Here is a 26,582-nt window from a genome sequence, read left to right on the forward strand (position 1 = left end):
GCTCCATGACCCCGCCCACCGACGCGTCCCTGATCGATGGCGTGCGTGCCGGCAATCGCCGGGCGCTGGCCAAGACCATCACTTTGATCGAATCGACGCGCGAGGACCATCAGCAGCGCGCCGGCGAAGTGCTGCGCGCACTGCTGCCGCATACCGGGCAGTCCATCCGCGTCGGCATTTCGGGGGTGCCGGGCGTCGGCAAGTCGACCTTCATCGAAGCCCTCGGTCTGGCGCTGATCGGCAAGGGCCACAAGGTCGCGGTGCTGGCGATCGATCCGTCGTCGTCGCTGACCGGCGGTTCCATCCTCGGCGACAAGACGCGCATGGAACATCTGTCGCTGCGCAGCGAAGCCTATATCCGCCCGTCGCCGTCATCCGGCAGCCTGGGCGGGGTGGCCGCGCGCACGCGCGAGGCGATGCTGGTGTGCGAGGCGGCCGGCTTCGACATCGTCATCGTGGAAACGGTGGGCGTCGGCCAGTCGGAAACCGCGGTCGCCGGCATGACCGACGTGTTCGTGCTGCTGCAGCTGCCGAATGCCGGAGACGATCTGCAGGCGATCAAGAAGGGCATCGTCGAACTGGCGGACATCGTCGTCTACAACAAGTGCGACATCGACGAAACCGCGGCCGAACGCGCCATGCAGCAGATGCGCGGCGCGCTGCACCTGTTGCGTGCGGCATCAGCGGGCTGGACGGTGCCGGTGCTGAAGGTGTCGGCGCTGCAGCATGCCGGGCTGGAGGCCTTCTGGGCCGACATCCTGCGCTATCGCGACACCATGCAGGCCAGCGGCGCGTGGACGGCCCGGCGCAGCCGGCAGGCGCTGGACTGGATGTGGACCCTGGTCGATCAGGGTCTGCGCAGCCGTTTCGAACACCACGCGGCGGTACGCGCCGCGTTGCCGGACATCCGCGCCGCAGTGGCGGCGGGTACCCTGCCTGCATCGGCGGCTGCACTGCGCCTGCTGCAGGCCATGGACTGATTTCAGGGAGAGAACGACGATGCAGGACATCATCCTCAAGCTCGACGAAAAGCGCGAGCAGGCCAGACTGGGCGGCGGACAGCGCCGGATCGACGCACAGCACAAGCGCGGCAAGCTGACCGCACGCGAGCGGCTGGAACTGCTGCTCGACGAAGGCAGTTTCGAAGAGTGGGACATGTTCAAGGAACACCGCTGCACCGACTTCGGCATGGCCGACGAATCGGTGCCGGGCGATGGCGTGGTGACCGGCTACGGCACCATCAATGGCCGCCTCGTGTTCGTGTTCTCGCAGGACTTCACGGTGTTCGGCGGCTCGCTTTCGGAGTCGCACGCCGAGAAGATCTGCAAGGTGATGGACCAGGCGATGAAGGTCGGCGCGCCGGTAATCGGGCTGAACGACTCCGGCGGCGCGCGCATCCAGGAAGGTGTGGCATCGCTCGGCGGCTATGCCGAAGTGTTCCAGCGCAACGTGATGGCCTCGGGCGTGATTCCGCAGATTTCGCTGATCATGGGCCCGTGCGCCGGCGGTGCGGTGTATTCGCCGGCGATGACCGACTTCATCTTCATGGTGCGCGATTCGTCCTACATGTTCGTCACCGGTCCGGAAGTCGTGAAGACGGTGACGCACGAAGAAGTGACGGCTGAAGATCTGGGCGGCGCGACGACCCACACGACCAAGTCCGGCGTGGCCGATCTGGCGTTCGAGAATGACGTCGATGCGCTGATGTACACGCGCCGGCTGTTCAACTATCTGCCGCTGTCGAACCGCGAAAAGGCGCCGGTGCGTCCGAGCAGCGATCCGGCCGACCGGCCCGATCCGAGCCTGAACACGCTGGTGCCGGCGAATGCGAACCAGCCGTACGACATGAAGGAGCTGATCCTGAAGATGGTCGACGACGGCGACTTCTTCGAAATCCAGCCCGACAACGCGAAGAACATCATCGTCGGCTTCGCCCGCATGGAAGGCAGCACGGTGGGCATCGTCGCCAATCAGCCGCTGGTGCTGGCCGGCTGCCTCGACATCAAGAGCTCGATCAAGGCGGCGCGCTTCGTGCGCTTCTGCGACGCCTTCAGCATTCCGGTCATCACGCTGGTGGACGTGCCCGGCTTCATGCCCGGCACCTCGCAGGAGTACGGCGGCATCATCAAGCACGGCGCCAAGCTGCTGTACGCCTACGCCGAGGCGACCGTGCCCAAGGTGACGCTGATCACCCGCAAGGCCTACGGCGGCGCCTACGACGTGATGAGTTCGAAGCACCTGCGCGGCGACGTGAATTTCGCCTGGCCGAGCGCGGAAATCGCGGTGATGGGGCCCAAGGGCGCGGTGGAAATCATCTTCCGCGAAGAGAAGAACGACCCCGAGCGCATCACGGCGCGCGAGGCGGAGTATCGCGAGAAGTTCGCCAACCCCTTCATCGCCGGCAAGCGCGGCTTCATCGACGACGTGATCATGCCGAGCGAAACGCGCAAGCGCATCTGCCGTTCGCTCGCCATGCTGCGCGACAAGCAGCTGGAAAACCCGTGGCGCAAGCACGGCAACATTCCGCTGTGATCGACGCCCTGTGGGAGCGGCGGCCCCGCCGCGATCAGTACCGCGACGATCGTTGTGCAGAGTGCGTATCGCGGCGAGGCCGCCGCTCCCACAGGGCCGCGCCCCGGGACGCCACGCCGGACTCCCCGTTGCCCGACTTTGTGCCGACTTCCATTTGTGGAGCACTGATATGTTCAACAAGATCCTGATCGCAAACTGCGGCGACGCGATGCGCGGCCGCGCAGCGATCCTTTCCACCCGTGTCATGCGCGCAGCGCATGAGCGCGATCTCGCCGCGGAGACAAGCCGTGTTTAAGAAGATACTGATCGCAAACCGCGGCGAGATCGCATGCCGCGTCATCCGCACCGCGCGCCGCATGGGCATCGCCACGGTGGCGGTGTATTCCGAAGCCGACCGCAGCGCGCTGCATGTCGAGCTGGCCGACGAAGCCGTGTGCATCGGCCCGGCGGCGGCGCGCGAGTCCTATCTGGTGATCGACAAGATCATCGCCGCCTGCAAGGCGACCGGCGCCCAGGCGGTGCATCCGGGCTATGGCTTCCTGTCGGAGAACGAAGCCTTCTGTGCCGCGCTGGAACGCGAAGGCATCGTGTTCATCGGGCCGAAGGCGCACGCCATCGGCGCCATGGGCGACAAGATCGCGTCGAAGAAGCTGGCAAAGGAAGCCGGCGTGACGACGATTCCGGGCTGGAACGATCCGATCGAGAGCCCGGAGCGTGCGGTCGAGATCGCGCGCGGCATCGGCTATCCGGTCATGATCAAGGCCAGTGCGGGCGGTGGCGGCAAGGGTTTGCGCGTGGCGTTCAACGATGCCGAGGCGCATGAAGGTTTCGCCTCCTGCGTCAATGAGGCGAAGAACGCCTTCAACGACGATCGAGTGTTCATCGAGAAATTCGTCGAGGAGCCGCGTCACATCGAAATCCAGGTGCTGGGCGACAGTCACGGCAATGTGGTGTATCTGAACGAGCGCGAGTGCTCGATCCAGCGGCGGCACCAGAAGGTGATCGAAGAGGCGCCGTCGCCCTTCATCGATCCGGACACCCGGCGCGCGATGGGCGAACAGGCGGTGCGGCTGGCCAAGGCGGTGCAGTATGAATCGGCCGGCACGGTCGAATTCGTCGTCGGGCGCGACAAGTCCTTCTACTTTCTCGAAATGAACACCCGGCTGCAGGTCGAGCATCCGGTGACCGAACTGATCACCGGGCTGGATCTGGTCGAACAGATGATCCGCGTCGCGGCCGGCGAAAAGCTCGCCTTCACGCAGGCCGACGTGAAGCTCGAAGGCTGGGCGATGGAAGCGCGCATCTGCGCCGAAGATCCGGCGCGCGGCTTCCTGCCGTCGGTCGGCCGGCTGATCCGCTACCGCCCGCCGATCGCCAGCGACCGCGTGCGCGTCGACACCGGCGTGTTCGAAGGCGGCGAAGTGTCCATGCATTACGACTCGATGATCGCCAAGCAGATCTGCTACGGCGCCACCCGCGCCGAGGCGATCGCGCAGCTGCGCGATGCGCTCGACGCCTTCTGCATCCGCGGCCCGAACCACAACATCGCCTTCGTGTCGGCGGTGCTCGGGCATCCGCGCTTCGCCTCCGGCAACTTCACGACCGCCTTCATCGCCGAAGAGTATCCGCAGGGGTACGACCCGACGACCGCGGCCTATGAGGACGAAGCGCTGCTGGTGGCCGTGGCGGCCACGGTGCACCAGCGCTACATCGAGCGCGCCTCGCGCATCGTCGGTCAGCTGCCGGGACACGAGTTCCGTATCAGCCCCGATGCTGTCGTGCGCCTGCGCGATGTCGAGCACCGGGTGCACATCGAGAACGACGGCGACCACCACGCGGTGCTGATCGACGGCGTGCGCCATCGCATGGTGAGCGACTGGCGCGTGTCCGACCCGGTGTATCGCGGCGAGATCGACGGCCGCCCGTTCACGCTGCAGGTCGAACGCATCGGCCTGCGCTACCGGCTGCAGCACCGCGGTGCGCGTGTCGATGCCGAGGTGATGAGCCCGCGCGCGGCCGAGCTGCTCAAGCGCATGCCGGTCAAGTCGGCCCCCGACCTGTCGCGCTTCCTGCTGTCGCCGATGCCGGGCCTGCTGCGCGAAGTCGCGGTGAAGCCTGGCCAGGCAGTGAAGGCCGGTGAGCGGCTGGCGGTGATCGAGGCGATGAAGATGGAAAACATCCTGCGCGCCGAGCGCGACGGCGTGATCGGCAAGGTGTCGGCACAGCAGGGCGAAAGCCTGGCTGTGGACCAGATCATTCTGGAATTCGCCGCCGGCTGAGCCATGGCTGCGGCAGCGCCGCAGCCATGGCTCAAGTCCGCCGCTCCGGGTGTCGTTAAGCTTTGCTGTTTTCCACTTCTGGCGTATCGACACCTCCGGACCCATGAACATCCGACAATTCAGCCCCGCCCTGCCGCAGGTGGCAACTGACCGTTCGCGCTGCGGCGGGGCGTGCTGACCATGCGCGCCCGGATCATGCTGGTGGAAGACCAGCCCGAGATTCGCCAGTTGATACGCATGACCCTCGAGTTCGGTGACTTCGAACTGGCCGAGGCGCCGGATGCCGATGCCGGCTGGACGCTGATGCAGCAACGTCCGCCCGACCTGATCCTGCTCGACGTGATGATGCCGGGCTCGATGGACGGTCTCGAGTTGTGCCGCCGACTGCGTCAGCACGCGGCGCTGCAGGCGATTCCGGTCATCCTGCTGACCGCACGCAGCCAGCAGCGCGACATCGAGATCGGCTTCGAAGCCGGTGCCAACGCCTATCTGACCAAGCCCTTCAGTCCGATGGAACTGCTGGACCGCATCGCCGGACTTCTGAATCCGCCTGAACCGGGATGAACCTGCGCGACCGGGTGTGGGCCGAGCGGTCCGGTGCATCCGACGCCGCCGCGCCGTCCTTCGTGCGCGCGTTGCGCGATCCGTCCGCGCTCGCCTGGCCGGCGCTGGCACTGGGCATGCTGGTCACGCTGGTGATCACCTTTCTGCTGTGGGACAGGCTGGCCCAGGCCACGGCGCAGCGCTTCGACAGCGAGGTCGAAAAGGTCGTCGTTCAGATCAGCCGCCGCATGGAGGCGCATGAAAACATCCTGCGCGCCGCAGCCGGCCTGATGCAGGCCAGCGATGAGGTGACGCGTGCCGACTGGTACAGCTATGTGAACGAACTGGGGCTGGAGCGCAACTTTCCGGGCGTGCTCGGGGTGGGCCTGTCGCTGCGCATTCCGGCGGCACAGCTCGCCGCGCATGAAGAGACTATCCGGCTCAATGACATGCCGACCTATGCGGTCTGGCCGAAGCACGTGCGCGACGAATACCACAGCATCGTGTTTCTCGAACCGCTGAACGAACGCAACTTCAGGGCCATCGGCTACGACATGTATTCCGAACCGGTGCGGGCCGCAGCGATGCGGCGCGCGCGCGACACCGGCAATGTGGCGCTGTCCGGGCGGGTGACGCTGGTGCAGGAAGGCAAGGGACCGGTGCAGCCGGGCTTCCTGCTGTACTACCCGCTGTACGTGCGCAACGAGCCGGCCGACACGCCGGACGAACGCGGCCGCGCACTGCTTGGCTACACCTACAGCCCGTTCCGTGCGCACGATCTGTTCGGCGACATCCTGCTTGGCTTCGCCGACAAGGTGGTCGTGACGATCCATGACGGTCGTGGCGTATCGCCCGCCACGCTGCTGTACAGCAATGCGGACCGCAAGCCGGTGTCGTCGCTCGAAGCGGTGCGCGAGATCGAGCTGGCGGGGCATGCATGGACGGTGCGCCTGAGCGCGCCGGCCGCCTTCAGCGCCGACCACCTCGTGCTCTGGCTGGTGCCGCTGATGGGTGCCGGCCTGAGCGCGCTGCTGTTTTACCTGCTGCGCGTTCTGGCGGCGACCGCGCGTGCCAATCGCAGCGCGCACGCGATGACGCAGGCGCTGACCATCAGCGAATCGCGTCTGGTCACGGTGCTCGAGACCGCGGCCGACGGCATCGTCACCACCGACGAGTCCGGCATGGTGCTGACCGTCAATCGTTCCGCCGCCGAAATGTTCGAGATCGGCATTGATGCAGCGGTCGGCCTGCCGCTGTCACGCCTGCTGCCGATGTTCGATGCCGCATGGTTTGCCGGCCAGGCGGAAATGCATCCGATCGGGCCGCGCTGGCGCTTCCGGCAGGATGTGCAGGGCGTGCGGCGATCGCGTCGTTTTCCGGTCACCGTGTCAGCCAGCCGTTTCAACCTGCACGGGCGACCGGTGTATTCGCTGCTGATGCGCGACATCACGGAACAGGTGGAGGCGCAGACGCGCATGCGTCTGCATGACCGCGCGCTCGAATCGTCGAGCGAGGCGGTGATCATCCGCGACGTTCAGCGCGGCGGCTATCCGGTGGTGTATGTGAATGCGGCATTCGAACGGCTGACCGGCCGTGCGGCCGATGAAGTGATTGGCCGCACCTTCACGCTGGCGTCGGGAGAGCAGAATCCGGAACACGTGCTGGATGAAATGCGCTGGGCGATCGCACACCAGAAGCCCTACAGCACCACGCTCGACGTGAGGCGTGCAGATGGCCGGTCGATCTGGGTGGCGCTGTCGTCGTCTCCGGTGCGCGACAACGAAGGCCGGGTGACGCATTACGTCGACGTGTTCGGCGACGTGACCGAGCGCATCGAGTTCGAACGCAAGCTGATCCGCCGCACGAATCGGCTGCACACCGTGTTCTCGCTGTCGCCGGACGGCTTCGTCACCTTCGACGAGGGCGGCACGCTGACCAATGTGAATCCGGCGTTCCTGCGCATCACCGAACTGACGCAGAGCGAACTGGTCGGCCTCAGCGCCGCCGCGTTTGACGGCCTTATCGCCCGGCTTGCCGACCCGGATAAGCCGTGGCCGGGACTGGAGCTCGATCATTCGACCGCCGAACCGCAGCGCCTGTGGCTCAGGCTGCCCGAGCCGCGGGTGCTCGAACGCAGTGCGCGCGTGGCGCCGGAGGGTCGCTCGGAGACGGTGCTGTACTTCCGCGACATCACGCAGCAGTTCGAGGTCGATCGCATGAAGAGCGAGTTCCTCAGTACCGCGGCGCACGAACTGCGCACGCCGCTGGCGTCGATCCTCGGCTTTGCCGAACTGCTGATCAACCGCGAGTACGACGAGCCGGCGCGCCGGCGCATGCACACCATCATTCATCGCCAGTCGCGCGTGCTGGTCAATCTGATCAACGATCTGCTCGACCTGGCGCGCATCGAAGCCCGGACCGGGCAGGATTTCCGGTTCGAAGACCTGTCGGCGAAGGGCATCATCAGCGCCACGCTGGAAACGCTGACCATGCCGGACGACAGCCATACCGTGCGGCTCGACATGCCGCCGGCGGTGCCGCGCATAAGGGTCGATCACGCGAAGATGGTGCGTGCGCTCGGCAACGTGATCACCAACGCCTTCAAATATTCGCCGGGTGGCGGCGAGGTGGTGGTGACCGTATGCGAAGCCCTCCGCCATTCGCGGCTGATGGCCGGCATGCGCGTGATCGACCACGGCATCGGCATGACGCCGGAACAGCTTGCGCGCATTTTCGAGCGCTTCTACCGCGCCGACCCGTCGGGCAATATTCCGGGCACCGGTCTGGGCATGTCGCTGGTGAGGGAAATCATGGACCTGCATGGCGGCGAGATCGAAATCGACAGCGCGCCGGGCGTCGGTACGACGGTGACACTGTGGCTGCCGGTGATGGACACGGCGACCACCTGATCGCCGAAGTTCTGCCATGATCCGCGCATTCACCGGAGATCGACATGCGACTGGGCGACGGGCGGGAAAGCGACAATATCGAGGACCGCCGGGGCGCGCGCGGCGGCGGCATGATGGGCGGCGGCGGCCGCAAGATCGGCGTCGGCACCATCGTGCTGGCACTGGTGGCGATGTATTTCGGCGTCGATCCGTCGGTGGTGCTCAATATGGGCGCCGGCCTGCCGCAGACTTCGCAGCAGGCGCCGGTGGCGCCCGGCGTTCAGTCCACCGGTCGGGCCGAGGATGATGCACTGGCGCGCTTTACGGCACAGGTGCTGGCGGACACCGAAGACACGTGGAACGCACTGTTCCGCGCCGGCGGCAAGCAGTACCGTGAGCCGAAACTGGTACTCTACACCGGTGGCACGCAGACTGCCTGCGGCACCGGGCAGGCGGCGATGGGGCCGTTCTACTGCCCGGGCGACGAGCGCGTCTACCTTGACCTCGACTTCTACCGCGACCTGCAGGCGCGCTTCGCCGCGCCGGGCGATTTCGCGCAAGCCTACGTCATCGCGCACGAGATCGGGCATCACGTGCAGCATCAGCTGGGCATCGCGGAGAAGGTGCAGGCTTCGAAGCAGCGTGTCAGCGAGCGCGAAGCCAATCAATTGCAGGTACGCATGGAGCTGCAGGCCGACTGTTTCGCCGGCATCTGGGCGCATCACGCCAATCGCTCGCGCGGCATTCTCGAACAGGGTGACGTCGAAGAGGCGCTGCGCGCCGCGTCCGCCATCGGCGACGACACGCTGCAGAAGCAGGCGCAGGGCTATGTGGTGCCGGAAAGCTTCACCCACGGCAGCGCCGAGCAGCGCATGCGCTGGTTCAAGCGCGGCCTGGACAGCGGCGAAATGAAGGCCTGCGACAGCTTCGGCGCGCGGACGCTCTAGCTGAGCAGCCCGTGTGGGAGCGGCGGCCTGTGGGAGCGGCGGCCTCGCCGCGATCGTGCCGCGACCGTCGTTGTGCGGAGTGCGTATCGCGGCGAGGCCGCCGCTCCCACAGGGCCGGTGCCAATCGCTGCGAGGGCGGAGCGGGGGATTCGGCGAGCACTGCTCGCCGCCGGCAGGGCCGGCAGTGGATCGCCGCTCCCACAGGGAACCGTCCCCACTGCCATGGCTTCAGCCGATGCTGACGACGACCTTGCCGACATGGGCCTGGCTCTGCTGGTGTGCCAGCGCCGCGCGTGCCTCGGCGAAGCCGAACACGCGATCGATCACCGGGCGGATCTTGTGCAGCGAAATCACCCGGTTCATCGATTCGAACATTTCGCGCGAGCCGACGAACACGCCGCGCACCGTCGAGGTGGTGAACAGCAGCGGCAGCGGATTGATCTCGCCGCCGGTCAGCACGCCGATCAGGTGCGCCTGACCGTTCTGGCCGAGCGAAGCGATCGAGCGCTGCAGCGTGCCCGGGCCGCCGACTTCGACCACGTGGTCGACGCCCACGCCACCGGTGGCGTTGCGCACTTCCTGATCCCAGTCCGGATGGCTGCGGTAGTTGATCAGCGTGGTCGCACCGAGCGCCTTTGCCTTTTCCAGCTTGGCGTCACTCGACGACGTGGCGATCACCTCGGCGCCCGCCGCCTTCGCCAGCTGCAGTGCGAACATCGACACGCCGCCGGTGCCCAGCACCAGCACGCGATCACCGGCGCGCAGCGGGGCCGGCCCTTCGAACAGGGCGTTCCACGCGGTCAGCGCGGCGCATGGCAGCGTCGCAGCTTCCTCGAAGCTCAGGTGGGCCGGCTTGGCCACCAGCGAATCCTGCGGGAACAGGCGGTACTCGGTCAGCACGCCAGGCGCGGTGCCGCCCAGGGTCTTGCCGAAGTACGCCGGCTGCAGCCGGCCGGCTATCCAGGTTTCGAAGAAGGTGCCGATCACGTGGTCGCCGGCGGCAAAGCGGTCAACGCCGGCGCCGGTCTCGACCACCTCGCCTGCGCCGTCGGACAGCGGCACCAGATCCTTGGAGTCGACGCCGGGATACAGACCCTGCAGGATGAACAGATCGCGATAGTTGAGTGACGCTGCGCGCATCTTCACCAGCACCTGACCGGGACCGGGGCGCGGTACAGCCGCGTCGATCATCGTCAGGCTGTCGGCATTGCACTGCTCAAGATAGGCTTGGTAACGCATTCGTGTGAACCTCCGTTTGATATTGTCGTGGGCGCAGGGCTCGGACTGCCTCGCGATGTTGCCATGCCCGGGTGCGGTCAGGTGTCTCGCATGCGGCTGCCTATATAGACTGACAGCCTTGCCGTTTTGCCTTCCGAACGTGACATGCCGAAATTTCCGTCCTGCCCGCGCCACCTGCTGCCGGCCCTGCTGTTGTTCTGCGTGCACGCTGCACGCGCCCTCGGCCCGGGCGAACTGGCGGTCATCGTCAATGTGTCCGATCCGGCGAGCGTCGAAGCCGCCGCCTACTATCGTCAGCAGCGCGACATCCCGGTCGCCAACGTCATCGAGGTGAGCTTTCCGCACGAGCGCGGCGCGTTGTCGCGCGAAGAATTCGAGCGTGTCCATGCCGAAGTCGGCGCGAAGCTGGCGCCCGGCATCAAGGCCTTCGCGCTGGCCTGGACGCGCCCGTGGCGCGCCGGCTGCATGAGCATCACCTCCGCCTTCGCATTCGGCTACGACGAAAGCTTCTGTTCATCGACCTGCGGCCCGACGCGGCCGAGCGGCTATTTCAACAACGGCCGCAACGCGCCCGACAACGCCGCCATGCCCCGGCCCGCCATGCTTCTGGCGGGCGAATCGGTCGACCAGGTGAAGCGCCTGATCGACCGCGGCGTGGCGGCCGACTACAGCTATCCGAAAGGTACGGTGTATCTGGTGCGCACCGAAGATACGGCGCGCAATGTTCGCTCCTTGCTGTTCGACGAAACGATGGCCCAGCTGCGTGGCCTGCAGTTCGCCAGCCCTAGGGCGGCCGAAGCGTTCGGCCAGCAGGACGTGATCGGCTATTTCACCGGCGCGGTGCGCGTGCCGGCACTGCCGACGCTGGGCTTTCTGCCGGGGGCACCGGCCGACCACCTGACGTCGGTCGGCGGCACGCTGCTCGACAACACCGCGCAGATGAGTGCACTCGAATGGCTGACGGCGGGCGCCACCGGCAGCTATGGCACCGTGATCGAGCCGTGCAATCACCTGCAGAAGTTTCCCCATCCGGGCATCCTGATGAGCATGTACGCGGAGGGCGACACGCTGATCGAGGCCTACTGGAAGAGCGTCGCCTGGCCGGGCGAGGGTGTGTTCATCGGCGAGCCGCTGGCGCGCCCTTTCGGCACCCGCACCGTGCGGGACGAGGCTGGCTGGTGGGTGGAGTCGCATTCGGCGACCGGCCGGCGCGCGGCGATCGAAGTGGCGCCGAGCGTGGTCGGGCGCTACCGCACGGTGGGTTTCGTAACCTTGCCTGCCGGTTACGCGCGGCAGAAGCTTCCGGTGCTGTCGGCCGGTGCGGTCAGGGTCAGATGATCGGAGCGCATGGCGGGTGATCACTGTCGGCCAACCGGTCGAGCCGGGGTTGCAGCAGTGGTCGGATCAGGGTCATGCAGCTTTCGGTTGCGCCACGATGCGAGGCCGCAAAGGCGCGACCTGCGTCGGACATGGCTTTCAGCGATGCCGGGTCGGCGAGCAGCCGGCAGGCCGTCGCCGCCATCTCGTCGGCATCGGCTGCGCGCAGCGCGGCGCCGGCAGCCAGCGCGTCTTCGGTGGCCTGGGCGAAATTGAACGTGTGCGGGCCGATGACTACCGGACAACCTGCCGCGCAGGCCTCGATCAGGTTCTGACCGCCCAGCGGCAACCAGCTGCCGCCGATGACCGCCAGATCCGCGAGTGCATACCAGGCGAACATTTCTCCCATCGAATCGCCGAGCCACACCCGGTCGCTGGCGCCCGGCAGCGTGCCGGTACTGCGCCTTGCCAGCGTCAGGCGGTGACCGGCCACCAGGCGCGCAACCTCGTCGAAACGCTGCGGGTGCCGCGGCACCAGCGCGATCAGCACGTCATCGGGCAGGCTGGCGTGGAGCGCGGGCAGCAGCATCGCCTCTTCACCCTCCCGTGTGCTGGCCAGCAATGCGACGCGGCGTCTGCCCAGCGCCGCGCGCCAGCGCTCGCCGAGGGCGAGTTGATCCGGCGGTGGCGACAGGTCGAACTTGAGGTTGCCGGCGACGGTGACGTTCCGCGCGCCCAGGGTGCGCAGTCGCCCGGCGTCGGCATCCGTCTGGGCTGCGATGCCGGACAGGTCTTGCAGCATCGCGCCTGCCAGCGAAGGCAGGCGTGCATAGCGGCGTGCCGAGCGTTCGGACAGGCGGGCATTCACCAGCACCACCGGCACACCGGCGCGACGGCACTCGGCGATCAGGTTGGGCCACAGCTCCGTTTCCATCAGGATGCCGATGGCCGGGCGCCAGACGCGCAGGAAGGCGCGCTGCGACCACGGCAGGTCCCAGGGCAACCAGGCCAGCGTCACGGCGTCGCCGTAGAGCGACTGCGCGGTTGCCCGACCGGTCGCCGTGGTCTGGGTCAGCAAAATGCGGGCGTGCGGCCAGCGGGCGCGCAGGGCTTCGATCAGCGTTTGCGCGGCGCGGGTTTCGCCGACCGACACGGCATGCAGCCAGATGGTGGGCCGCAGGCTGACTGCACGAAAGAATCCCAGCCGTTGCAGGACATTCCCGGCATACCCCGCTTCGCTGCGCGAGCGCCAGAACAGTCGCAGCAGAGCCAGTGGCACCGCCAGGATCCAGAGGGTTGAATAAAGCAAGCGCATGCGTGGGTCGGTCGCAGTTCGGGGAAGCAAGGCGCCATGATGTCCGGGGGCTCCGAATCGTACAGCGATGCAGCGACCTGACAAGGCCGTCATGCGGCAGCGGCGTCTGTCCGTTCCCTCGGCCGTGGTGTCTGGCCACCTTCGGCCGCCCGATCCTCTGAAGCCGCCTCGGCGGCCCTGGCTGCTCCGCTTCAGGCCGCGGCGCGTTGGGTTTGTCGCCAGCCTGCTAAGATTCGCACGTGCTCGCACAGTGTTCCTGCGGGCTCGTCCGTGCCTTGGTCCAGAAGCTGCACCGCGGGCCGGACAGCCCGCCCCGTCATAGGCTGGGTTCGCCTTGCCGCTCGCGTACGCAGCGGTTTCCGCTTCTTCAGACCTTACTAATTGATGGTTCTTTTTCGATGAAGGGCAACGCGCCCGTCTCCGCCGGCACGAGTGGTCGCGGCGATGCGATGCTGCGCAGTACGCTGGTCATAGCCGGCCTCGTCCTGCTCGGCCGGGTGACGGGATTCGGCCGGGAGTGGTTGATTGCACTGCGCGCCGGCGCAACGGATACCACCGACGTAGCGATCGTCCTCCTGACATTTCCCGATCTGATGGTCAACCTGCTGCTCAGCGGCGGACTCGCAGCTGCACTGGTTCCGGCCTTCAAGCGACTTGAGCGCGGAGCCGACACGGCGTTGTTCCTGCAGGCATCCCGACTTGTCGGCGGGCTGTTCCTGCTGCTTGCCCTGGCGCTGTTCGCACTCGCTCCGCAGATGCTCGGCGTTCTCGCCCCGGGTTTGCCTGCCCGGACGCTCGCGCCTCACGGCGACGCTTTCCGACTCATGACCGTGGCGCTGCCTCTGGCCGCGCTGTCGGGTGTCGTGGTGGCGCTGTTGAATGCGAACGGGCGCTTCGCAATCGGTGCCGCGGGAACCTTGGTGTTCAATCTTGCAGTCATCTGCTGCCTGCTGATTGCGGACGCTGACGATACCGTGCTGGCCATCGCCGTTGGTGTCACAGGGGGGTGTCTGCTGCGACTGCTGATGCAGGCATCCGAGCTCAGGCACGACTGGATCGCGCCGGCCGGGCGCAGGCACCTCATCGACCGCGCGCTGATCAGGCATTTTCTGGGCAGTTTCAGCTTCATCACCATTCTGGTGGCGCTGCCCCCGCTGGCCCGCGCCATCTCGTCACTCGAGGAGGCGGGCGCGCTTTCCCTGTTCAACTACGCCTACAAGCTGGTCGAGTTGCCCATGGGGGTGGTGATCGGTTCGATCAGTACGGTGCTGCTGCCGCGGCTTGCTGCTGACGTCGCCCACGGTACGCGTGACCTCGTGCAGGCAAATCTGGCGATCGGCATGCGTGCAGTGATCTGCATTTCAATCGGCATCGCGATTCCCGCGGCGATCTTTTCGGACACGCTCGTGCAGCTTGCCTTTTTCAAGGCATCGTTCGAGCCCGGGCAGGTCGAAGCCTTGTCGGTGCTCGCGGCGATCGGGTTTGTTTCGCTGCCTTTTCAGGGCCTGCTGACCATCTATGGTTCGGCGTTCGCGGCCAGCGGCCACACTCGCCCGCTCGTCGCGACGGCGGCCATCATGCTCGTCGCCGTCGCCGCCACAGCCCCGATTGCCCGCAGCCTGCTGGGGCTACCCGGGGTGATGGCCGCGTATGCCGGCGTCTATGCGCTGGGTGCCGTCCTGTTGTCGTGGCAGGCGGGCCGGCGATTCGGTCCGGGTACCGTCTCGCTCGCCTTCAGGGATGCGCCAAAGGCACTTTTACTGCCCGCGTTGATTGCCGCGGGTATCGCACTTCTTGGCGACCACGGCAGCGATGGTCTGGTTGCCCGCGCTGCCTGGGCCGGTGCGTCCTTCGCGGCATTTCTGGCCAGCGTCCTGCTCCTCGATGGCAGACTGCGTGCATCGCTTGCAAGGCCCCCGAAAGAGAGTGCCTCATGATGAAACTGATGATGATCGTCAATCGGCCCGACATTGCACGGTTCGTTGCGCAATGTGGTGTCGACCGCATTTTTGTGGATCTGGAGTACCTGGGCAAGCAGGAGCGTCAGGGGCATCTGGATACCTGGTTGTCGCGCCATGTGCCGGCGGATATAAGCCGGGTAAGGGATGCGATCGGCGACACCACGCTGCTGGTGCGGCTCAATCCCTGGCATGCGGGTTCGAGCGAGGAGATCGAGGATGCGATTGCCCGCGGGGCAGACATCCTGATGCTGCCCATGTTTCATCAGGTGACCGAGGTCGAGGCTTTCTGTGCCGTGGTCGGCGGTCGCCTGCCTGTCATCCCGCTGGTGGAGACAGCCGCGGCGCTCGACGCATTGCCCGAGGTCGCACGCGTGCCCGGTGTTGCGGAAGTCTTCATCGGGCTGAACGACCTGCATCTTTCGCTGGGGCTGAAATTCATGTTCGAACCGCTGGCTGACGGGCTGCTCGATCGCGCGGCCGCACAGCTGCGCCCGCTCGGTGTTCCGTTCGGATTCGGTGGGCTGGCGCGCGTCGGTGAAGGGCTGCTGCCCGCTGAGCGCATCATCGGGGAACACGTCCGCCTGGGTTCCAGCGCCGCCATCCTGTCGCGCACCTTTCACCGACAGGCGGCGGATGTGCAGGCGATGCAGTCCGAGATGGACTTTCCGGGGGAGCTTGCGCGCCTGCGCGCGGCATTCGACGAATACAGCAAGGCGGACGAAGCCACCCTCGCGGCGAATCATGCGGAAGTCGTCCGCATCGTGCGCGAAATTGCAGGCAGATAGACTTCACTGACGGGGCCTCGCGCGTGCCGGCAGGCCCTCAGCCCCCTACGGAGCAGATCGATGTGCGGAATTTTCGGCTATTACGACCGGCAACACGTCCGGATGGACGATGCAAGACTGCAGGCCATGGGGCGCCTGCTTCGTCACCGTGGGCCTGACGACACCGGCGTCCGCGAGACGGATGGCGTCGCCATCGGCAACCGCCGCCTGTCCATCATCGATATCGCGGGAGGCCACCAGCCTTTCGTCTCGGACGACGGAACGATTGCCATCGTCCAGAACGGTGAAATATTCAACCATGTAGAGCTGGCGGCGGAGCTGTCCGGCACGCCGTTCGAATGCCGGACCCATTCCGACACCGAAGTGCTGCTGCGCCTCTACGAGCGTGACGGCATCGATTTCCTGCACCGGCTCAACGGCATGTTTGCCATTGCGATTCACGATGCGCGAATCGATACGCTGTTCCTGGTGCGCGACCGCATAGGCGTGAAGCCGCTCTATATCCACGACGACGGCACCCGGCTGTGCTTCGCGTCGGAGATCAAGTCACTGCTGAGCGCCGGCGTGCCCCGGAAGATGGACCCGGTCGCACTGCACCACTACCTCACGTTCAACTACGTCCCGCCACCGCATACGCTTTTCGAAGGCATTCGCCACCTGATGCCCGGACATCTGGCACGCATCGACCGCAAGGGCTGCACCGAATCGCGCTGGTGGTCACTGGCCGACCAGGAGGCCGAAACGCGTACGGAAGGTGACTGGATCAGTGCCTTCAATGAAACGCTGGACGACGCCGTGCGGCTCCGTCTGCGTTCGGATGTGCCATTCGGCGCCTTCCTTTCCGGTGGGGTGGATTCAAGCACCGTGGTGGGCATGATGAGCCGCCACATGACCGAGCCCGTCAATACGTATGCCATCGGATTTCACGAGGAGCGATTCGACGAAAGTCCGTATGCAGCCCGGGCGGCCGAACTGTTCGGTACCCGGCACACGCTGCAGAAGGTGGATGCAGACATGCTTGATCTCTGGCCACTCGCCGTCTGGCACTGCGATCAGCCGCACGGCGATGTGTCTTTCCTGCCGACGTACCGGGTCGCCCAGCTTGCCGCACGCGAAGTGAAGGTGGTGCTGACCGGCGACGGCGGCGACGAACTTTTCGCCGGCTACGACAAGCACCGCAATTTCTTCTCCCGCCCGGCGGCCGCTGAGGCGTCCGATGCCGAGTTCCGGCGGGCCTATCACGCCAATCTCAGTCTGTTCGACGAAGCCGCAAAGCGCACGCTCTACACGGCAACGCTGTCCAGGCAGATCAGTGACATCGATTCCCGCAGCGTCACCGGTCCGCTGTTCGACGAAGCGCGGCACATGGACCGCATCAACCAGGCGCTGTACATCGACATGCAGCTGCTGCTGTCCGGCAACAATCTGGTCAAGCCGGACCGGATGGGCATGGCGGTATCGCTCGAGGCGCGTACGCCCTTTCTCGACTACCGGATGATGGAACTCGCCTTCCGCATGCCGGGCTCGCTCAAACTGAAGGACGGCGAGACGAAGTACCTCTACAAGAAGGCCGTGAGCCCGCTGATCGGCCATGATCTGGCCTATCGCCGGAAGCAGATGTTCACCGTGCCGGTCGGCGAGTGGTTCCGCGACAGCCTGTCAGGCTTTGTCGAAGAGGTTCTGCTCGGCGAACGGACCATCGGGCGGGGATTGTTCGATCCGATGCGGGTGCGGACATTGATCGACGAGCACCGCAGCGGCAAGACCGACCGGACGCGCGAACTGCGCGCGCTGATCGCCGTCGAGCTGTGGGCGCGGACATTCATCGATCCGACCGACTTCGTCGATGTGGCCGACCCCGACTTCCAGTCGCTCGGTCTCGATCTTCGAGCCGCACCCGTTGCCCGTCCCTGAACGGACCCTGTACATCAACACATGAAACGTCTGACAGACATCGTTTTCGCGCTGCTCCTGCTGGCGCTGATCTGGCCACTGCTGCTCGTGATTGCGCTGATCGTGCGTACCGATTCGCCCGGCCCCTTTGTCTACAGGCAAATCAGGGTCGGGCTTCACGGACGCTCGTTCGGGATGTTCAAATTCCGCAGCATGGTGGTCAACGCCGACCGGATCGGTGGCTATCAGACACATCAGGGCGATCCGCGCATCACGCGCTCGGGCAGATGGCTGCGGAAGACCAGCCTGGACGAGTTGCCGCAGTTGTTCAACGTACTGCTCGGCGACATGAGTTTCGTCGGGCCTCGCCCCGACGTACCTGCGCAGCGAGAGCTGTATTCGGAACAGGACTGGGCATTGCGCACCTCGGTGCGTCCCGGCATCACCGGGCTGGCCCAGGCAACGCTGCGGTCCGAAGCCAGAGCCGCGCAGCGGCTCGCGCTTGACCTCGAATATGTACGCCGGCAATCGCTCTGGCTCGATCTGAAGATACTGGTGATGACCGTGCGCCAGGTGCTTGGCAAAGGCAGCTACTGATGGGTGCTCGACGGTCCCGCCGTACGCGGATGTCGCCCTGGCGGAGTGATGCACCGTGAACATCGTCGCGACGCCGCGGATGCACGCATTCGATCTGCTGCGAGGCTGCTGTGCCATCGCAGTCGCGTGCTACCACCTGCTCAACTGGCAACACGTGGTGACCCTGGACGCGATCGGTCTGTATGCGGTCTATGTGTTCTTCGTGCTGTCCGGCGCGAGCATCACGCTGGCCTACGCGGACAAACTGCGCACGCTGGCGGACTTCCGCTCCTTCATGGCAATTCGCTATCTGCGGCTGGCGCCGCTTTACATGGCGGTGCTGGCGCTGGCGATGGCGTATCGGGTCGTGGCCCGGGACAACGACGCGCTGCTGCACAAGGCGATGCAATTGCTGCCGAACATCACGATGCTGTTCGGAATCGGCAATCCCGGGGCGTCATCCCTGGTCATTGGTGGCTGGTCGCTCGGCATCGAATTTCTTTTCTATCTGCTGTTTCCGGCGTTCCTCGTCTGTGCATCGCTGGCCCGCGGCAAACCCTGGCTTGCTGCAGCGATGCTCGCGCTGACGCTGTTGATCCAGCAGGGATTCGTCGACAGCGTGCTTCAGTCCGGGATGGTCCGGTTCAGCGATCAGGTTTTCGCCTATACCCAGTTCGCCGCATTCATCGCCTACTTTTCCGGTGGTTGCGCCATCGGAATGGTGCTGCGTTCGGCGCCCGGGCGTCGCTGGAGTGCGTGGGCATGGATACCTGCCATCGCGTTGCTGGTCCTGCTCTTTGCCGATCACACGAGCCCGCAGGCAAGCATGCTGACCGGTCTGGAGGGGGGGGCCGTGCCGTGCTGACAGTACTTGTGGTCCTTGCGTGGAGCCGGCTACCGGTAGGCGGTATCATGCGGAAGTTTTCGGGCAGCCTGGGCGATGCCAGCTACGGAATCTATCTTCTGCACCCGGTCCTCTTTCACGGTTTCGCCGCACTCGGTGGAAGCGGCGGTTTCCTTCCGGCGTTCTCCCCGGGCGCGAACGCAGCAGTGCTCTGCGTGATGATTGTGGTGTGTTCGTTCGCGCTGTCGATCGCCTTTCATCGTCTTGTCGAAACGCGCGTGCTGCGCTGGGGCAAGGAGCGATTCGTCTTCGACCATGCAGCGCGCGATCACACCGGCGTGCCGGGCGCGGCAACCGGACGCACACCGGAATTCAAGACGGATCGACAAGAAAGAACCCCATGAGAGTCATCGCAAAACTTGACGTCAAACCGCCTTACGTCGTGAAGCCGGTTCATTTCGAGGGCCTGCGCAAGATTGGCGCGCCGGCGGAACTTGCGCGGCAGTATTACGAGCAGGGTGCAGACGAAATATTCTATGTCGATATCGTCGCTTCGCTGTACCGCCGGGAAGTTCTGTTCGATGAAATCCGCAGAGCCTCGGCCGATATCTTCGTACCGTTTGCCGTCGGAGGAGGGATACGTTCTCTGGACGATATCTCGCGCATGTTCCACAGCGGCGCCGACAAGGTCACCCTGAATACCCACGCCGTCCAGCAGGAGCCCGATCTGATCGACCGTGCGGCGCGAACATTCGGTTCGCAGGCGATCGTCATCAATGTCGAGGCAAAGCGCTGGGATGGCTGGTGGGAGTGCTACACCGATTGCGGCCGCGAGCGCAGCGGCAAGGACGTGCTGGCATGGGTGCGCGAGGCGGAACAGCGCGGAGCAGGCGAGATTCTGGTGCAATCGGTCGACTGTGACGGCCGTCGCGCCGGCTTCGACATCGAACTGATTTCGCAGGTCAAGAACAGTGTTTCGGTACCGGTCGTGGCGGCCAGCGGCGCCGGAAGCCTGGCGGACATCGTTGCCATGGCGCGCAAGGCTCGCCCGGATGCCGTTGCAGTGGCGAGCGTGCTTCACTATGGTCTGTGCAGCATCCAGGACATCAAGAACGCACTGAAAGACGGGGAGTAAAGGTCACATGTCCAGAACGATCGGTGTCGTGGATTACGGCTCGACGGGAAACATCGAGAGCATCCGCAAGGCGCTCGTTGCGGCGGGCGCACAGGTCAGGATCATCGACGACGCGCGCAACCTTTCAGGTGCAGACAAGCTCGTGCTGCCGGGCGTCGGCAGCTTTGCGGAGGCCATGCGGCAGGTTCGCGAGCGCGGCATGTTCGATCCGCTGATCAGTGCGGCGGCATCGACACCGATACTGGGTATCTGCCTCGGCATGCAGATGCTGGCCAGAGTCGGCTACGAGTTCGGCGAAACGTCCGGTTTCGGCCTGATAGACGGGGAAGTGAGGCCGGTGGTCTGCAAGGCGGCCATCCCGCATATCGGATTCAAGCAGATCCGGAAGATCGGCGATTCACCGCTTTTTCACGGCCTGGCCAGCGACGCCGAGTTTTATTTCATGCACTCGTACGAGTTCGTGAATTACACCGATGTGGCAGGCCTGACCACCCACGGCGAGCACCAGTTCGTTTCTGCCGTTGCGAAAAGCCATTTGTTCGGCGTTCAATTTCATCCCGAAAAAAGCCGGGACGCCGGTATTCGACTGCTGAAGAACTTCGTTGAGCTCTGAAAAGATCATGACTGCCACACAGGGAAAGTACGGACTTCCTCTCGAAGTGAAGTTCTGCCGGAAATGCACGATGAGCAATCAGCGTCCGGCATCGACGGTCGAGTTCAGGAACGTCAGGGGACAACTGAAGCAGTCGCTTGTTTTCGACGAGCATGGCGTATGCGACGCCTGCAATTTCGCCGAACTCAAGAAACAGATCGACTGGACGGCGCGCGAACAGCAGCTGGTGGAACTGTGCAACCGCTTCCGCCGCAGTGATGGCCGCTACGACGTCGTTGTCCCGGGCAGTGGCGGCAAGGATAGTGTCATGGCTGCTCACGTGCTCAAGTACAAGTACGGCATGAACCCCATCCTCGTGACCTGGCCCCCTGCCATCTACACCGGCATCGGACAGCTCAATTTCAACAAGTGGCTCGACATCGGGTTCGCCAATTACACCTATCACCAGAATCGCAAGGTGCACCGGATTCTCACGCAACAGGCTTTTCTCAACCTGTGTCATCCGTTCCAGCCCTTCATTCTCGGGCAGAAGAATCTGGCGCCCAAGATGTCGGCGCTGCTCGACATTCCACTGGTCATCTTCGGCGAGAACGAGGCGGAGTACGGAAATCCTATCGTCGACAACGAAAAGCCGACGCGCGATCCGAAGTATTACAGCGCCGAGGGCCGGCTGGATGATCTGTACCTCGGTGGCGTGAGTGCGCGCGAGTTGATGGATCGGTACCAGTTCACCAAAGCCGATCTCGAAGCCTATCTCCCGGTCGATCCGAACCGTCTTCTCGAAACCGGCACGGAAGTCCATTACCTGGGTTTCTACCTGCGCTGGCACCCGCAGGAAACGTATTACTTCGCCGTCGAGCATTCCGGCTTCGTGCCGAACGTCCATCGGACCGAAGGCAGCTACAGCAAGTACAGCTCGCTGGACGATGAAATCGACTGGCTCCATTACTACACCGCTCACGTCAAGTTCGGCATCGGCCGTGCGACATACGATTCAGCGCAGGAAATCCGCAACGGCGACATCACGCGCGACGAGGGCATTGCCCTGATCAAGCGCTACGACGGTGAATATCCCCATCAGTACCTAGCCGACTGCCTCGAGTACATGGACATCACCGCCGATCAGTTTCATGCGGTGATCGAGGACGCTCGCACGCCGCACCTGTGGGTGAAGGACGGCGAACAATGGCGCCTGCGCCAGCCGATCTGGGAAAAAGGGTGATCGGCGGTTCGGCGGGCAAGCACGAGCTTCCCAGCAATTCACAATACATGGACACGCACGATGGTCACCGATGATCCGCGCAAGAGCTACTGGAACGAGGCGTACTACAAGTACTGGAAGTCCCGTGTTGACGAAGCCGGCGTCGGCAGCAGTCAGGTCATCAAGGGGGATGCCAATACCGAGGACGACGACGTCTATCGGGCGTTGTTCTCGACCTATGGATTCAATCGCGGGCGTGTGCTTGAGGTCGGCTGCGCGTGGGGCCGCATGTTTCCGTTGTATCTGGCACACGGCCTGACACTCAGTGCCGTCGACATTTCGGCAGCGATGGTCGGGGCTGCCAGGGAGCGGTGGGCGGGACATCCCGATATCGAGAGCATTCAGGAGTCCCCTGCCGAAAGCCTGCCTTTCGAGGACGGTAGCTTCGACAATCTGGCCTGCATCGCGACCTTCGATGCCACTTTCCAGGATCAGGCCTTGCGCGAATTCCTGCGCGTGACCAAGGCCGGTGCGCGCCTGTTCTTCACCGGCAAGCATGACCTGTATCACAGCGATGATCAGGCTGCGCTCGACGCGGAGATCGGTGCGCGGCGCAAGCAGCACCCGAATTTCTTCACGGATACGCACCGCATGGTCGAACTGCTGCAGGCGCAGGGGCACAAGGTGGATGCCTTGCTGTGCTTTCCGCGCCGCGGTGACTTCGCCAAGGCGGCTTACGTGACGCCGCCTCCGGATCATTTCTACGAGTACATGATCGTCCTCACGCGGGGGCCGGTGGTGGGCGACTTTCCGCCGTTTGCCAGCGAACATTCGAAAACCTTCCTCGCAGGTGAGCACGCATGATGAGCGGTGCGATCGACGCCGGCACGGTGGATGACACTGAACCCATCATGATTTCGGGCGTGTACCGTTCCGGGACCACCTTCCTCACCGCCATGCTCGGTGCGCATCCGGAGATCCGGGCGTCCTCGTCGACAGTCAAGTTCCTTCGCTTCTGCCTGAACCGATATGGCGACATGGCCATTCGGGAAAACCGTTCGGCATTGATCGCCGACACGCATGCTCGCATTCGCAAGCGCTGGGAGCTGTCCCTCGATGAACAAGGCATCCTGCGTCAGGCTGACCTTTCGGCGTCGCCGAGCTATGCGCTGATGTACGACCTCATCATGCAGGACATGCTCGGCCAGGGAGCGGGGACGCGCGTTCGATGGGCCGAAAAACTGGCGGCGCAGTGGGAAGACATCCCGATCTTTCTGCAGATGTTCCCGCGCGGCAAGGCCATTCACATCTTCCGCGATCCGCGCGATGTCGCGGTGTCCTACAAGTTGATGACCTTCGAGCAGGGCAATACCTTTCTCGACGCTGCATTCAACTTCCGAGGCTCGGCGGAGTGCCTGGAGCAACTGACACGACAGTTTCCGGACCGCGTTCTGGCTATCCGCGCCGAAGACATCGCGCAGGCGCCCGAGCACCACGCGCGTCTGATGTGCGAGTTTCTCGACCTGACGTATTCGCCCTCGATGATCGATGCCGGCAAGCTGCAGGCCGATGGCGAGGACTGGGCGTCGAACACGTCGTTCGGCACCACCTACAAGACTTTGCCGGATGCGCGCCCACGCTGGCCCGAACACCTGAGCCGGGCGGAAACCATTTTCATCGAACTCGTCTCGCAGCCCCATTTTTCCCGTCTCGGCTACCAGACTTCAGGCTTCATCCCGGACAAGGCGGAATGGGACCGGATGTTCGATTTCGTCAGCGAGCCTTTTCTGGACGAACGGTTCCGCACCTGGCTGACCACAGGACGAGGCTCGCAGGGTTATCGTACGGATCCCTACGAATACGAGATGCGTCTTGTTTTCCCGGAACGCTTCGCCGGATGAACCGAAGAAGGGGAGCGCGATGACCGGCACAGTACATATCGTCCACGCGATCGACACCGAAGGGCCGCTTTACGAGTCGCTGGAAGCCAAGTTCGAGCGGCTCGACGACCTCTTCGGCGTCGTGGGCATCGAACCTACGCCCGGCAATCTGCGCAGACTGCAGGAGGGCGAGATCGATCTCGGCGATCGCACCGACGCAGTGCGCGACATGCTTCGCAGCCACCGTGCCAACACGCTGGGTACCTGGACGGAAATCGACCAGATGCTGGAAGTTGCCTGTTCGCGCGAGTTCCGCCATCGATATCCGGACAGTCAGGGGCGCGGTTGGGCCTACACGTGGTTCTGCATGGATCACGTCGGCTATCTCGAGAATCCGCGCAAACGCGACATCGGCCACCACAACGTGCACGATCACTACGCCGCACTCGTGAAAAGGCAGGCTTGGGCGCGTGATTCGGTCGAGTTCCATTTCCATCCCATGTCGACCTATCGCGATGCTCACCGCTGCGCGACGCACTACCTGCGTACCGAAGATCTTTACCAGATTCTGTGTCGCCGCATCATCGACCGCGGCTTTTTCCCGTCGTCCTACCGAGCGGGTTTTCAGGCGGAACGGCCCGACAGCCACTGGTTCCTGGAACAGTTCATCCCGTATGACATTTCCAACATGGCGACGGCGGATACCTCCGACATCGACGCTTCGATCGATTTCAGGAATGGACGCTCCGGCAACTGGCGCAAGGCACCGCATGACTGGACGGTCTATCACCCCGACCACGACGACTATCAGGTGCCGGGGCGCTGTCGCCGACTGATCGGACGCGCACTGAACCTCAACAGCCGGATCGCACGGATGACGCAGGAAGAAATGGATCAGGGATTTGCGCGCGCGCGCAACGGCGAAGACGTGCTCATCGGACTATGCAGCCACGACTGGCGTGATCTCGTGCCTGAGGTGGAAAACGCCTTCCGCTTTCTGGAAGCAGCGAAATCGAGGTATCCGGAGGTTCCCTTCCTGTACAGCAGCTGTCGCGATGCATTTCGCGCGCAACTGCCGCCGGATCGGGCCGCTGAAGCGCCGCTGGCCATGTCGCTTCGCTTCCAGCCGGAGCAACCCGGCCGCGATGTGCCATACATCGAAGTCCGAACGGAACAGGGTACGGTCTTCGGCCCTCAGCCCTTTCTTGCGATCAAGACCCGGTCACGCCGGTACATCCACGACAATTTCGACTTCGACGTGTCCGGCCGTGTCTGGTTCTACGCATTTCACGGTGACACGCTGCCGTGGTCCGACGTCGATACGATCAGTGTCGCAGCCAACGACATGATGGGTAATACGGTCGTACTGCGTTACGAGAACGAGGATCGCTGACCCGTGCGGCGGCACCCGCTCAAGGTACTGATCGCCTGCTACGGCGGAGGGCACGTACAGAGCTTGCTGCCCGTGGTACGCCAACTGTCGGGCCAACCGGATGTTTCCGTCACGGTGATCGGCTTCACCACTGCGCTGGCAACATTCCGGAACGCCGGTATCCAGGCGGCCGGTTACAGTTCGCTGCTCGATGCCGACGACGCGGCATGGCTGTCCCTGGCGCAGACCTGTATTGAAAGACCGCTCCATCCCGAGGTGTCGGAGCAGGAGTCGGTTGCCTACTACGCACTCGGACTGCGCGATCTGCACATCGACCATGGAGCGGACAAGGCGCGCGAAATCTTTGCCCGCGACGGCCGCAAGGCCTTCATGCCGGTGCATGCAATGCGCCGCCACCTTCGGCGGTCGACGCCCGATCTGGTGGTTGCCACCACAAGTCCGCGTTCAGAACTGGCGCTGCTGCGTGCGGCCCGGCTCGAAGGCATTGAATCGCTGGCCGTGTCCGACCTGTTTCTTCAGCATGAGTCTTCCTACATCTGTGCGCCGGGCTATGCGAACCACCTGACGGTCATGGCTGCGGCAGTGGGTGACGACATGGCGCGCAGGGGTTTTCCGGCTGAACACATTCATGTCACCGGCAGCCCTGCGTTCGACAGCCTCTTCGACGGCTCGCATGCAGGGGCGGCCGCCGCGCTGCGCCGACGGCTGGACATGGACGATCAGCAGAAGCTGCTGTTGTGGGCGTGTCCGTCCGCACCCGTGTCGCTGATCGGAAAGCCGTTCATCGAAACGGCGTCGATGATCGCCTTCCTCGAGGCGTATTGCGAAACGTGGCCGGATACCCGGTATCTGATCCGCCAGCATCCCAGCAAACCGGTGGTGGCGCCGGAAACCCCGCTTCGACGCGGTTCGGTCTGCCCACCCGGCATCACGATCGAGACCTGCCTGCATGCGTGCGATCAGGTCATTCTCGAAACGTCCACGGTAGGGCTACAGGCCGCGCTGCTAGGCAAGCCTGTCGTCACCGTCGGCGCCGGGGACTATCCGCCTTACGCCGCTTATGGACTGGCTGTCGATGTCCCGGTTCTTGCCGAAGCGGGATCTGCGCTGCGCCGGATGACCTCGCCTGATCTCGTTCGGCTTGCCTACCCGCTGCAGGAGCGCGCGACCGACCGCGTATGCCGTCTGGTGTGCGAACTCGGTGGTGTGGACGGTGTGAATTGACCTCGCGGGGACACGGA

General features: G+C 64.5%; 23 protein-coding genes. 21 read left to right on the forward strand and 2 right to left on the reverse strand.

Going from position 1 to position 26,582, the window contains the following annotated elements:
* The first annotated feature begins 5 nt into the window (after nucleotides 1–5).
* From meaB to ypfJ, 7 genes are all read left to right on the forward strand, one after another.
* Complete coding sequence (gene meaB / locus BSY238_RS09795; RefSeq protein ID WP_069038974.1) at nucleotides 6–980, forward strand: methylmalonyl Co-A mutase-associated GTPase MeaB; 975 nt, start codon at nucleotides 6–8, stop codon at nucleotides 978–980.
* 19 nt (nucleotides 981–999) lie between these two features.
* Nucleotides 1,000–2,532, forward strand: a complete 1,533-nt coding sequence (locus tag BSY238_RS09800) for an acyl-CoA carboxylase subunit beta (RefSeq protein ID WP_069038975.1) — start codon at nucleotides 1,000–1,002, stop codon at nucleotides 2,530–2,532.
* Between the two features lie 169 nt (nucleotides 2,533–2,701).
* The gene (locus tag BSY238_RS18930) at nucleotides 2,702–2,827 is read left to right on the forward strand and encodes a hypothetical protein (protein ID WP_257784842.1); all 126 of its coding nucleotides are present in this window, start codon (nucleotides 2,702–2,704) and stop codon (nucleotides 2,825–2,827) included.
* Complete coding sequence (locus BSY238_RS09805; RefSeq protein ID WP_069038976.1) at nucleotides 2,820–4,811, forward strand: acetyl-CoA carboxylase biotin carboxylase subunit; 1,992 nt, start codon at nucleotides 2,820–2,822, stop codon at nucleotides 4,809–4,811. Before BSY238_RS18930 ends, BSY238_RS09805 begins: the two co-directional genes overlap by 8 nt.
* Nucleotides 4,812–4,991: 180 nt before the next feature.
* On the forward strand, nucleotides 4,992–5,375 hold the full coding sequence (locus tag BSY238_RS09810) for a response regulator transcription factor (RefSeq protein WP_069040596.1): 384 nt from the start codon (nucleotides 4,992–4,994) through the stop codon (nucleotides 5,373–5,375).
* Nucleotides 5,372–8,263, forward strand: a complete 2,892-nt coding sequence (locus BSY238_RS09815) for a CHASE domain-containing protein (RefSeq protein ID WP_083224003.1) — start codon at nucleotides 5,372–5,374, stop codon at nucleotides 8,261–8,263. The genes BSY238_RS09810 and BSY238_RS09815 overlap by 4 nt, the downstream gene beginning before the upstream one ends.
* A gap of 44 nt (nucleotides 8,264–8,307) precedes the next feature.
* Entirely contained in the window at nucleotides 8,308–9,189 is an 882-nt protein-coding gene (gene ypfJ / locus BSY238_RS09820; RefSeq protein ID WP_069038977.1) for a KPN_02809 family neutral zinc metallopeptidase, read from the forward strand.
* Nucleotides 9,190–9,417: 228 nt separating this feature from the next.
* On the opposite strand, the gene BSY238_RS09825 is transcribed toward ypfJ, so the two are convergent.
* Nucleotides 9,418–10,428 (reverse strand): zinc-dependent alcohol dehydrogenase family protein, encoded by a 1,011-nt coding sequence (locus BSY238_RS09825; RefSeq protein ID WP_069038978.1) that lies wholly within the window; start codon nucleotides 10,426–10,428, stop codon nucleotides 9,418–9,420.
* A gap of 144 nt (nucleotides 10,429–10,572) precedes the next feature.
* Here BSY238_RS09825 and BSY238_RS09830 point away from each other — a divergent pair, with 144 nt between their 5' ends.
* Nucleotides 10,573–11,766, forward strand: a complete 1,194-nt coding sequence (locus BSY238_RS09830) for a TIGR03790 family protein (protein WP_069038979.1) — start codon at nucleotides 10,573–10,575, stop codon at nucleotides 11,764–11,766.
* On the opposite strand, the gene waaA is transcribed toward BSY238_RS09830, so the two are convergent.
* The gene (waaA, locus tag BSY238_RS09835; protein WP_069038980.1) at nucleotides 11,759–13,060 is read right to left on the reverse strand and encodes a lipid IV(A) 3-deoxy-D-manno-octulosonic acid transferase; all 1,302 of its coding nucleotides are present in this window, start codon (nucleotides 13,058–13,060) and stop codon (nucleotides 11,759–11,761) included. The genes BSY238_RS09830 and waaA overlap by 8 nt on opposite strands.
* A 398-nt stretch (nucleotides 13,061–13,458) precedes the next feature.
* Here waaA and murJ point away from each other — a divergent pair, with 398 nt between their 5' ends.
* The 13 genes from murJ to BSY238_RS09900 all read left to right on the forward strand — a co-directional run bounded on the left by murJ (nucleotide 13,459) and on the right by BSY238_RS09900 (nucleotide 26,565).
* Complete coding sequence (gene murJ / locus BSY238_RS09840) at nucleotides 13,459–14,997, forward strand: murein biosynthesis integral membrane protein MurJ (RefSeq protein WP_069038981.1); 1,539 nt, start codon at nucleotides 13,459–13,461, stop codon at nucleotides 14,995–14,997.
* A complete protein-coding gene (locus tag BSY238_RS09845; protein ID WP_069038982.1) occupies nucleotides 14,994–15,806 on the forward strand; it encodes an aldolase/citrate lyase family protein in 813 nt (270 codons plus the stop codon). The genes murJ and BSY238_RS09845 overlap by 4 nt, the downstream gene beginning before the upstream one ends.
* A gap of 60 nt (nucleotides 15,807–15,866) precedes the next feature.
* Nucleotides 15,867–17,720, forward strand: coding sequence for an asparagine synthase (glutamine-hydrolyzing) (asnB, locus tag BSY238_RS09850; protein WP_083224004.1), 1,854 nt, complete (start codon nucleotides 15,867–15,869; stop codon nucleotides 17,718–17,720).
* A 21-nt stretch (nucleotides 17,721–17,741) separates the two neighbouring features.
* Nucleotides 17,742–18,296: a sugar transferase gene (locus BSY238_RS09855; protein WP_069038983.1), complete on the forward strand. Its 555-nt coding sequence runs from the start codon at nucleotides 17,742–17,744 to the stop codon at nucleotides 18,294–18,296.
* 55 nt (nucleotides 18,297–18,351) lie between these two features.
* Nucleotides 18,352–19,140 (forward strand): acyltransferase family protein, encoded by a 789-nt coding sequence (locus tag BSY238_RS09860; protein WP_150123919.1) that lies wholly within the window; start codon nucleotides 18,352–18,354, stop codon nucleotides 19,138–19,140.
* Between the two features lie 47 nt (nucleotides 19,141–19,187).
* Complete coding sequence (locus BSY238_RS09865) at nucleotides 19,188–19,523, forward strand: acyltransferase family protein (protein ID WP_069038985.1); 336 nt, start codon at nucleotides 19,188–19,190, stop codon at nucleotides 19,521–19,523.
* Nucleotides 19,520–20,254, forward strand: a complete 735-nt coding sequence (gene hisF / locus BSY238_RS09870; RefSeq protein ID WP_069038986.1) for an imidazole glycerol phosphate synthase subunit HisF — start codon at nucleotides 19,520–19,522, stop codon at nucleotides 20,252–20,254. The genes BSY238_RS09865 and hisF overlap by 4 nt, the downstream gene beginning before the upstream one ends.
* A gap of 7 nt (nucleotides 20,255–20,261) precedes the next feature.
* Nucleotides 20,262–20,867: an imidazole glycerol phosphate synthase subunit HisH gene (hisH, locus tag BSY238_RS09875; RefSeq protein WP_069038987.1), complete on the forward strand. Its 606-nt coding sequence runs from the start codon at nucleotides 20,262–20,264 to the stop codon at nucleotides 20,865–20,867.
* Nucleotides 20,868–20,937: 70 nt separating this feature from the next.
* Nucleotides 20,938–22,089: an N-acetyl sugar amidotransferase gene (locus BSY238_RS09880; RefSeq protein WP_236952595.1), complete on the forward strand. Its 1,152-nt coding sequence runs from the start codon at nucleotides 20,938–20,940 to the stop codon at nucleotides 22,087–22,089.
* A gap of 60 nt (nucleotides 22,090–22,149) precedes the next feature.
* Complete coding sequence (locus tag BSY238_RS09885) at nucleotides 22,150–22,932, forward strand: class I SAM-dependent methyltransferase (protein ID WP_069038989.1); 783 nt, start codon at nucleotides 22,150–22,152, stop codon at nucleotides 22,930–22,932.
* Nucleotides 22,929–23,969 (forward strand): sulfotransferase family protein, encoded by a 1,041-nt coding sequence (locus BSY238_RS09890; RefSeq protein ID WP_069038990.1) that lies wholly within the window; start codon nucleotides 22,929–22,931, stop codon nucleotides 23,967–23,969. The genes BSY238_RS09885 and BSY238_RS09890 overlap by 4 nt, the downstream gene beginning before the upstream one ends.
* 19 nt (nucleotides 23,970–23,988) lie before the next feature.
* The gene (locus BSY238_RS09895) at nucleotides 23,989–25,341 is read left to right on the forward strand and encodes a hypothetical protein (protein WP_069038991.1); all 1,353 of its coding nucleotides are present in this window, start codon (nucleotides 23,989–23,991) and stop codon (nucleotides 25,339–25,341) included.
* A gap of 3 nt (nucleotides 25,342–25,344) precedes the next feature.
* Nucleotides 25,345–26,565: a capsular polysaccharide export protein, LipB/KpsS family gene (locus BSY238_RS09900; RefSeq protein WP_069038992.1), complete on the forward strand. Its 1,221-nt coding sequence runs from the start codon at nucleotides 25,345–25,347 to the stop codon at nucleotides 26,563–26,565.
* Nucleotides 26,566–26,582: the final 17 nt, after the last annotated feature.

Source organism: Methyloversatilis sp. RAC08, from assembly GCF_001713355.1.
Lineage (GTDB): Bacteria > Pseudomonadota > Gammaproteobacteria > Burkholderiales > Rhodocyclaceae > Methyloversatilis.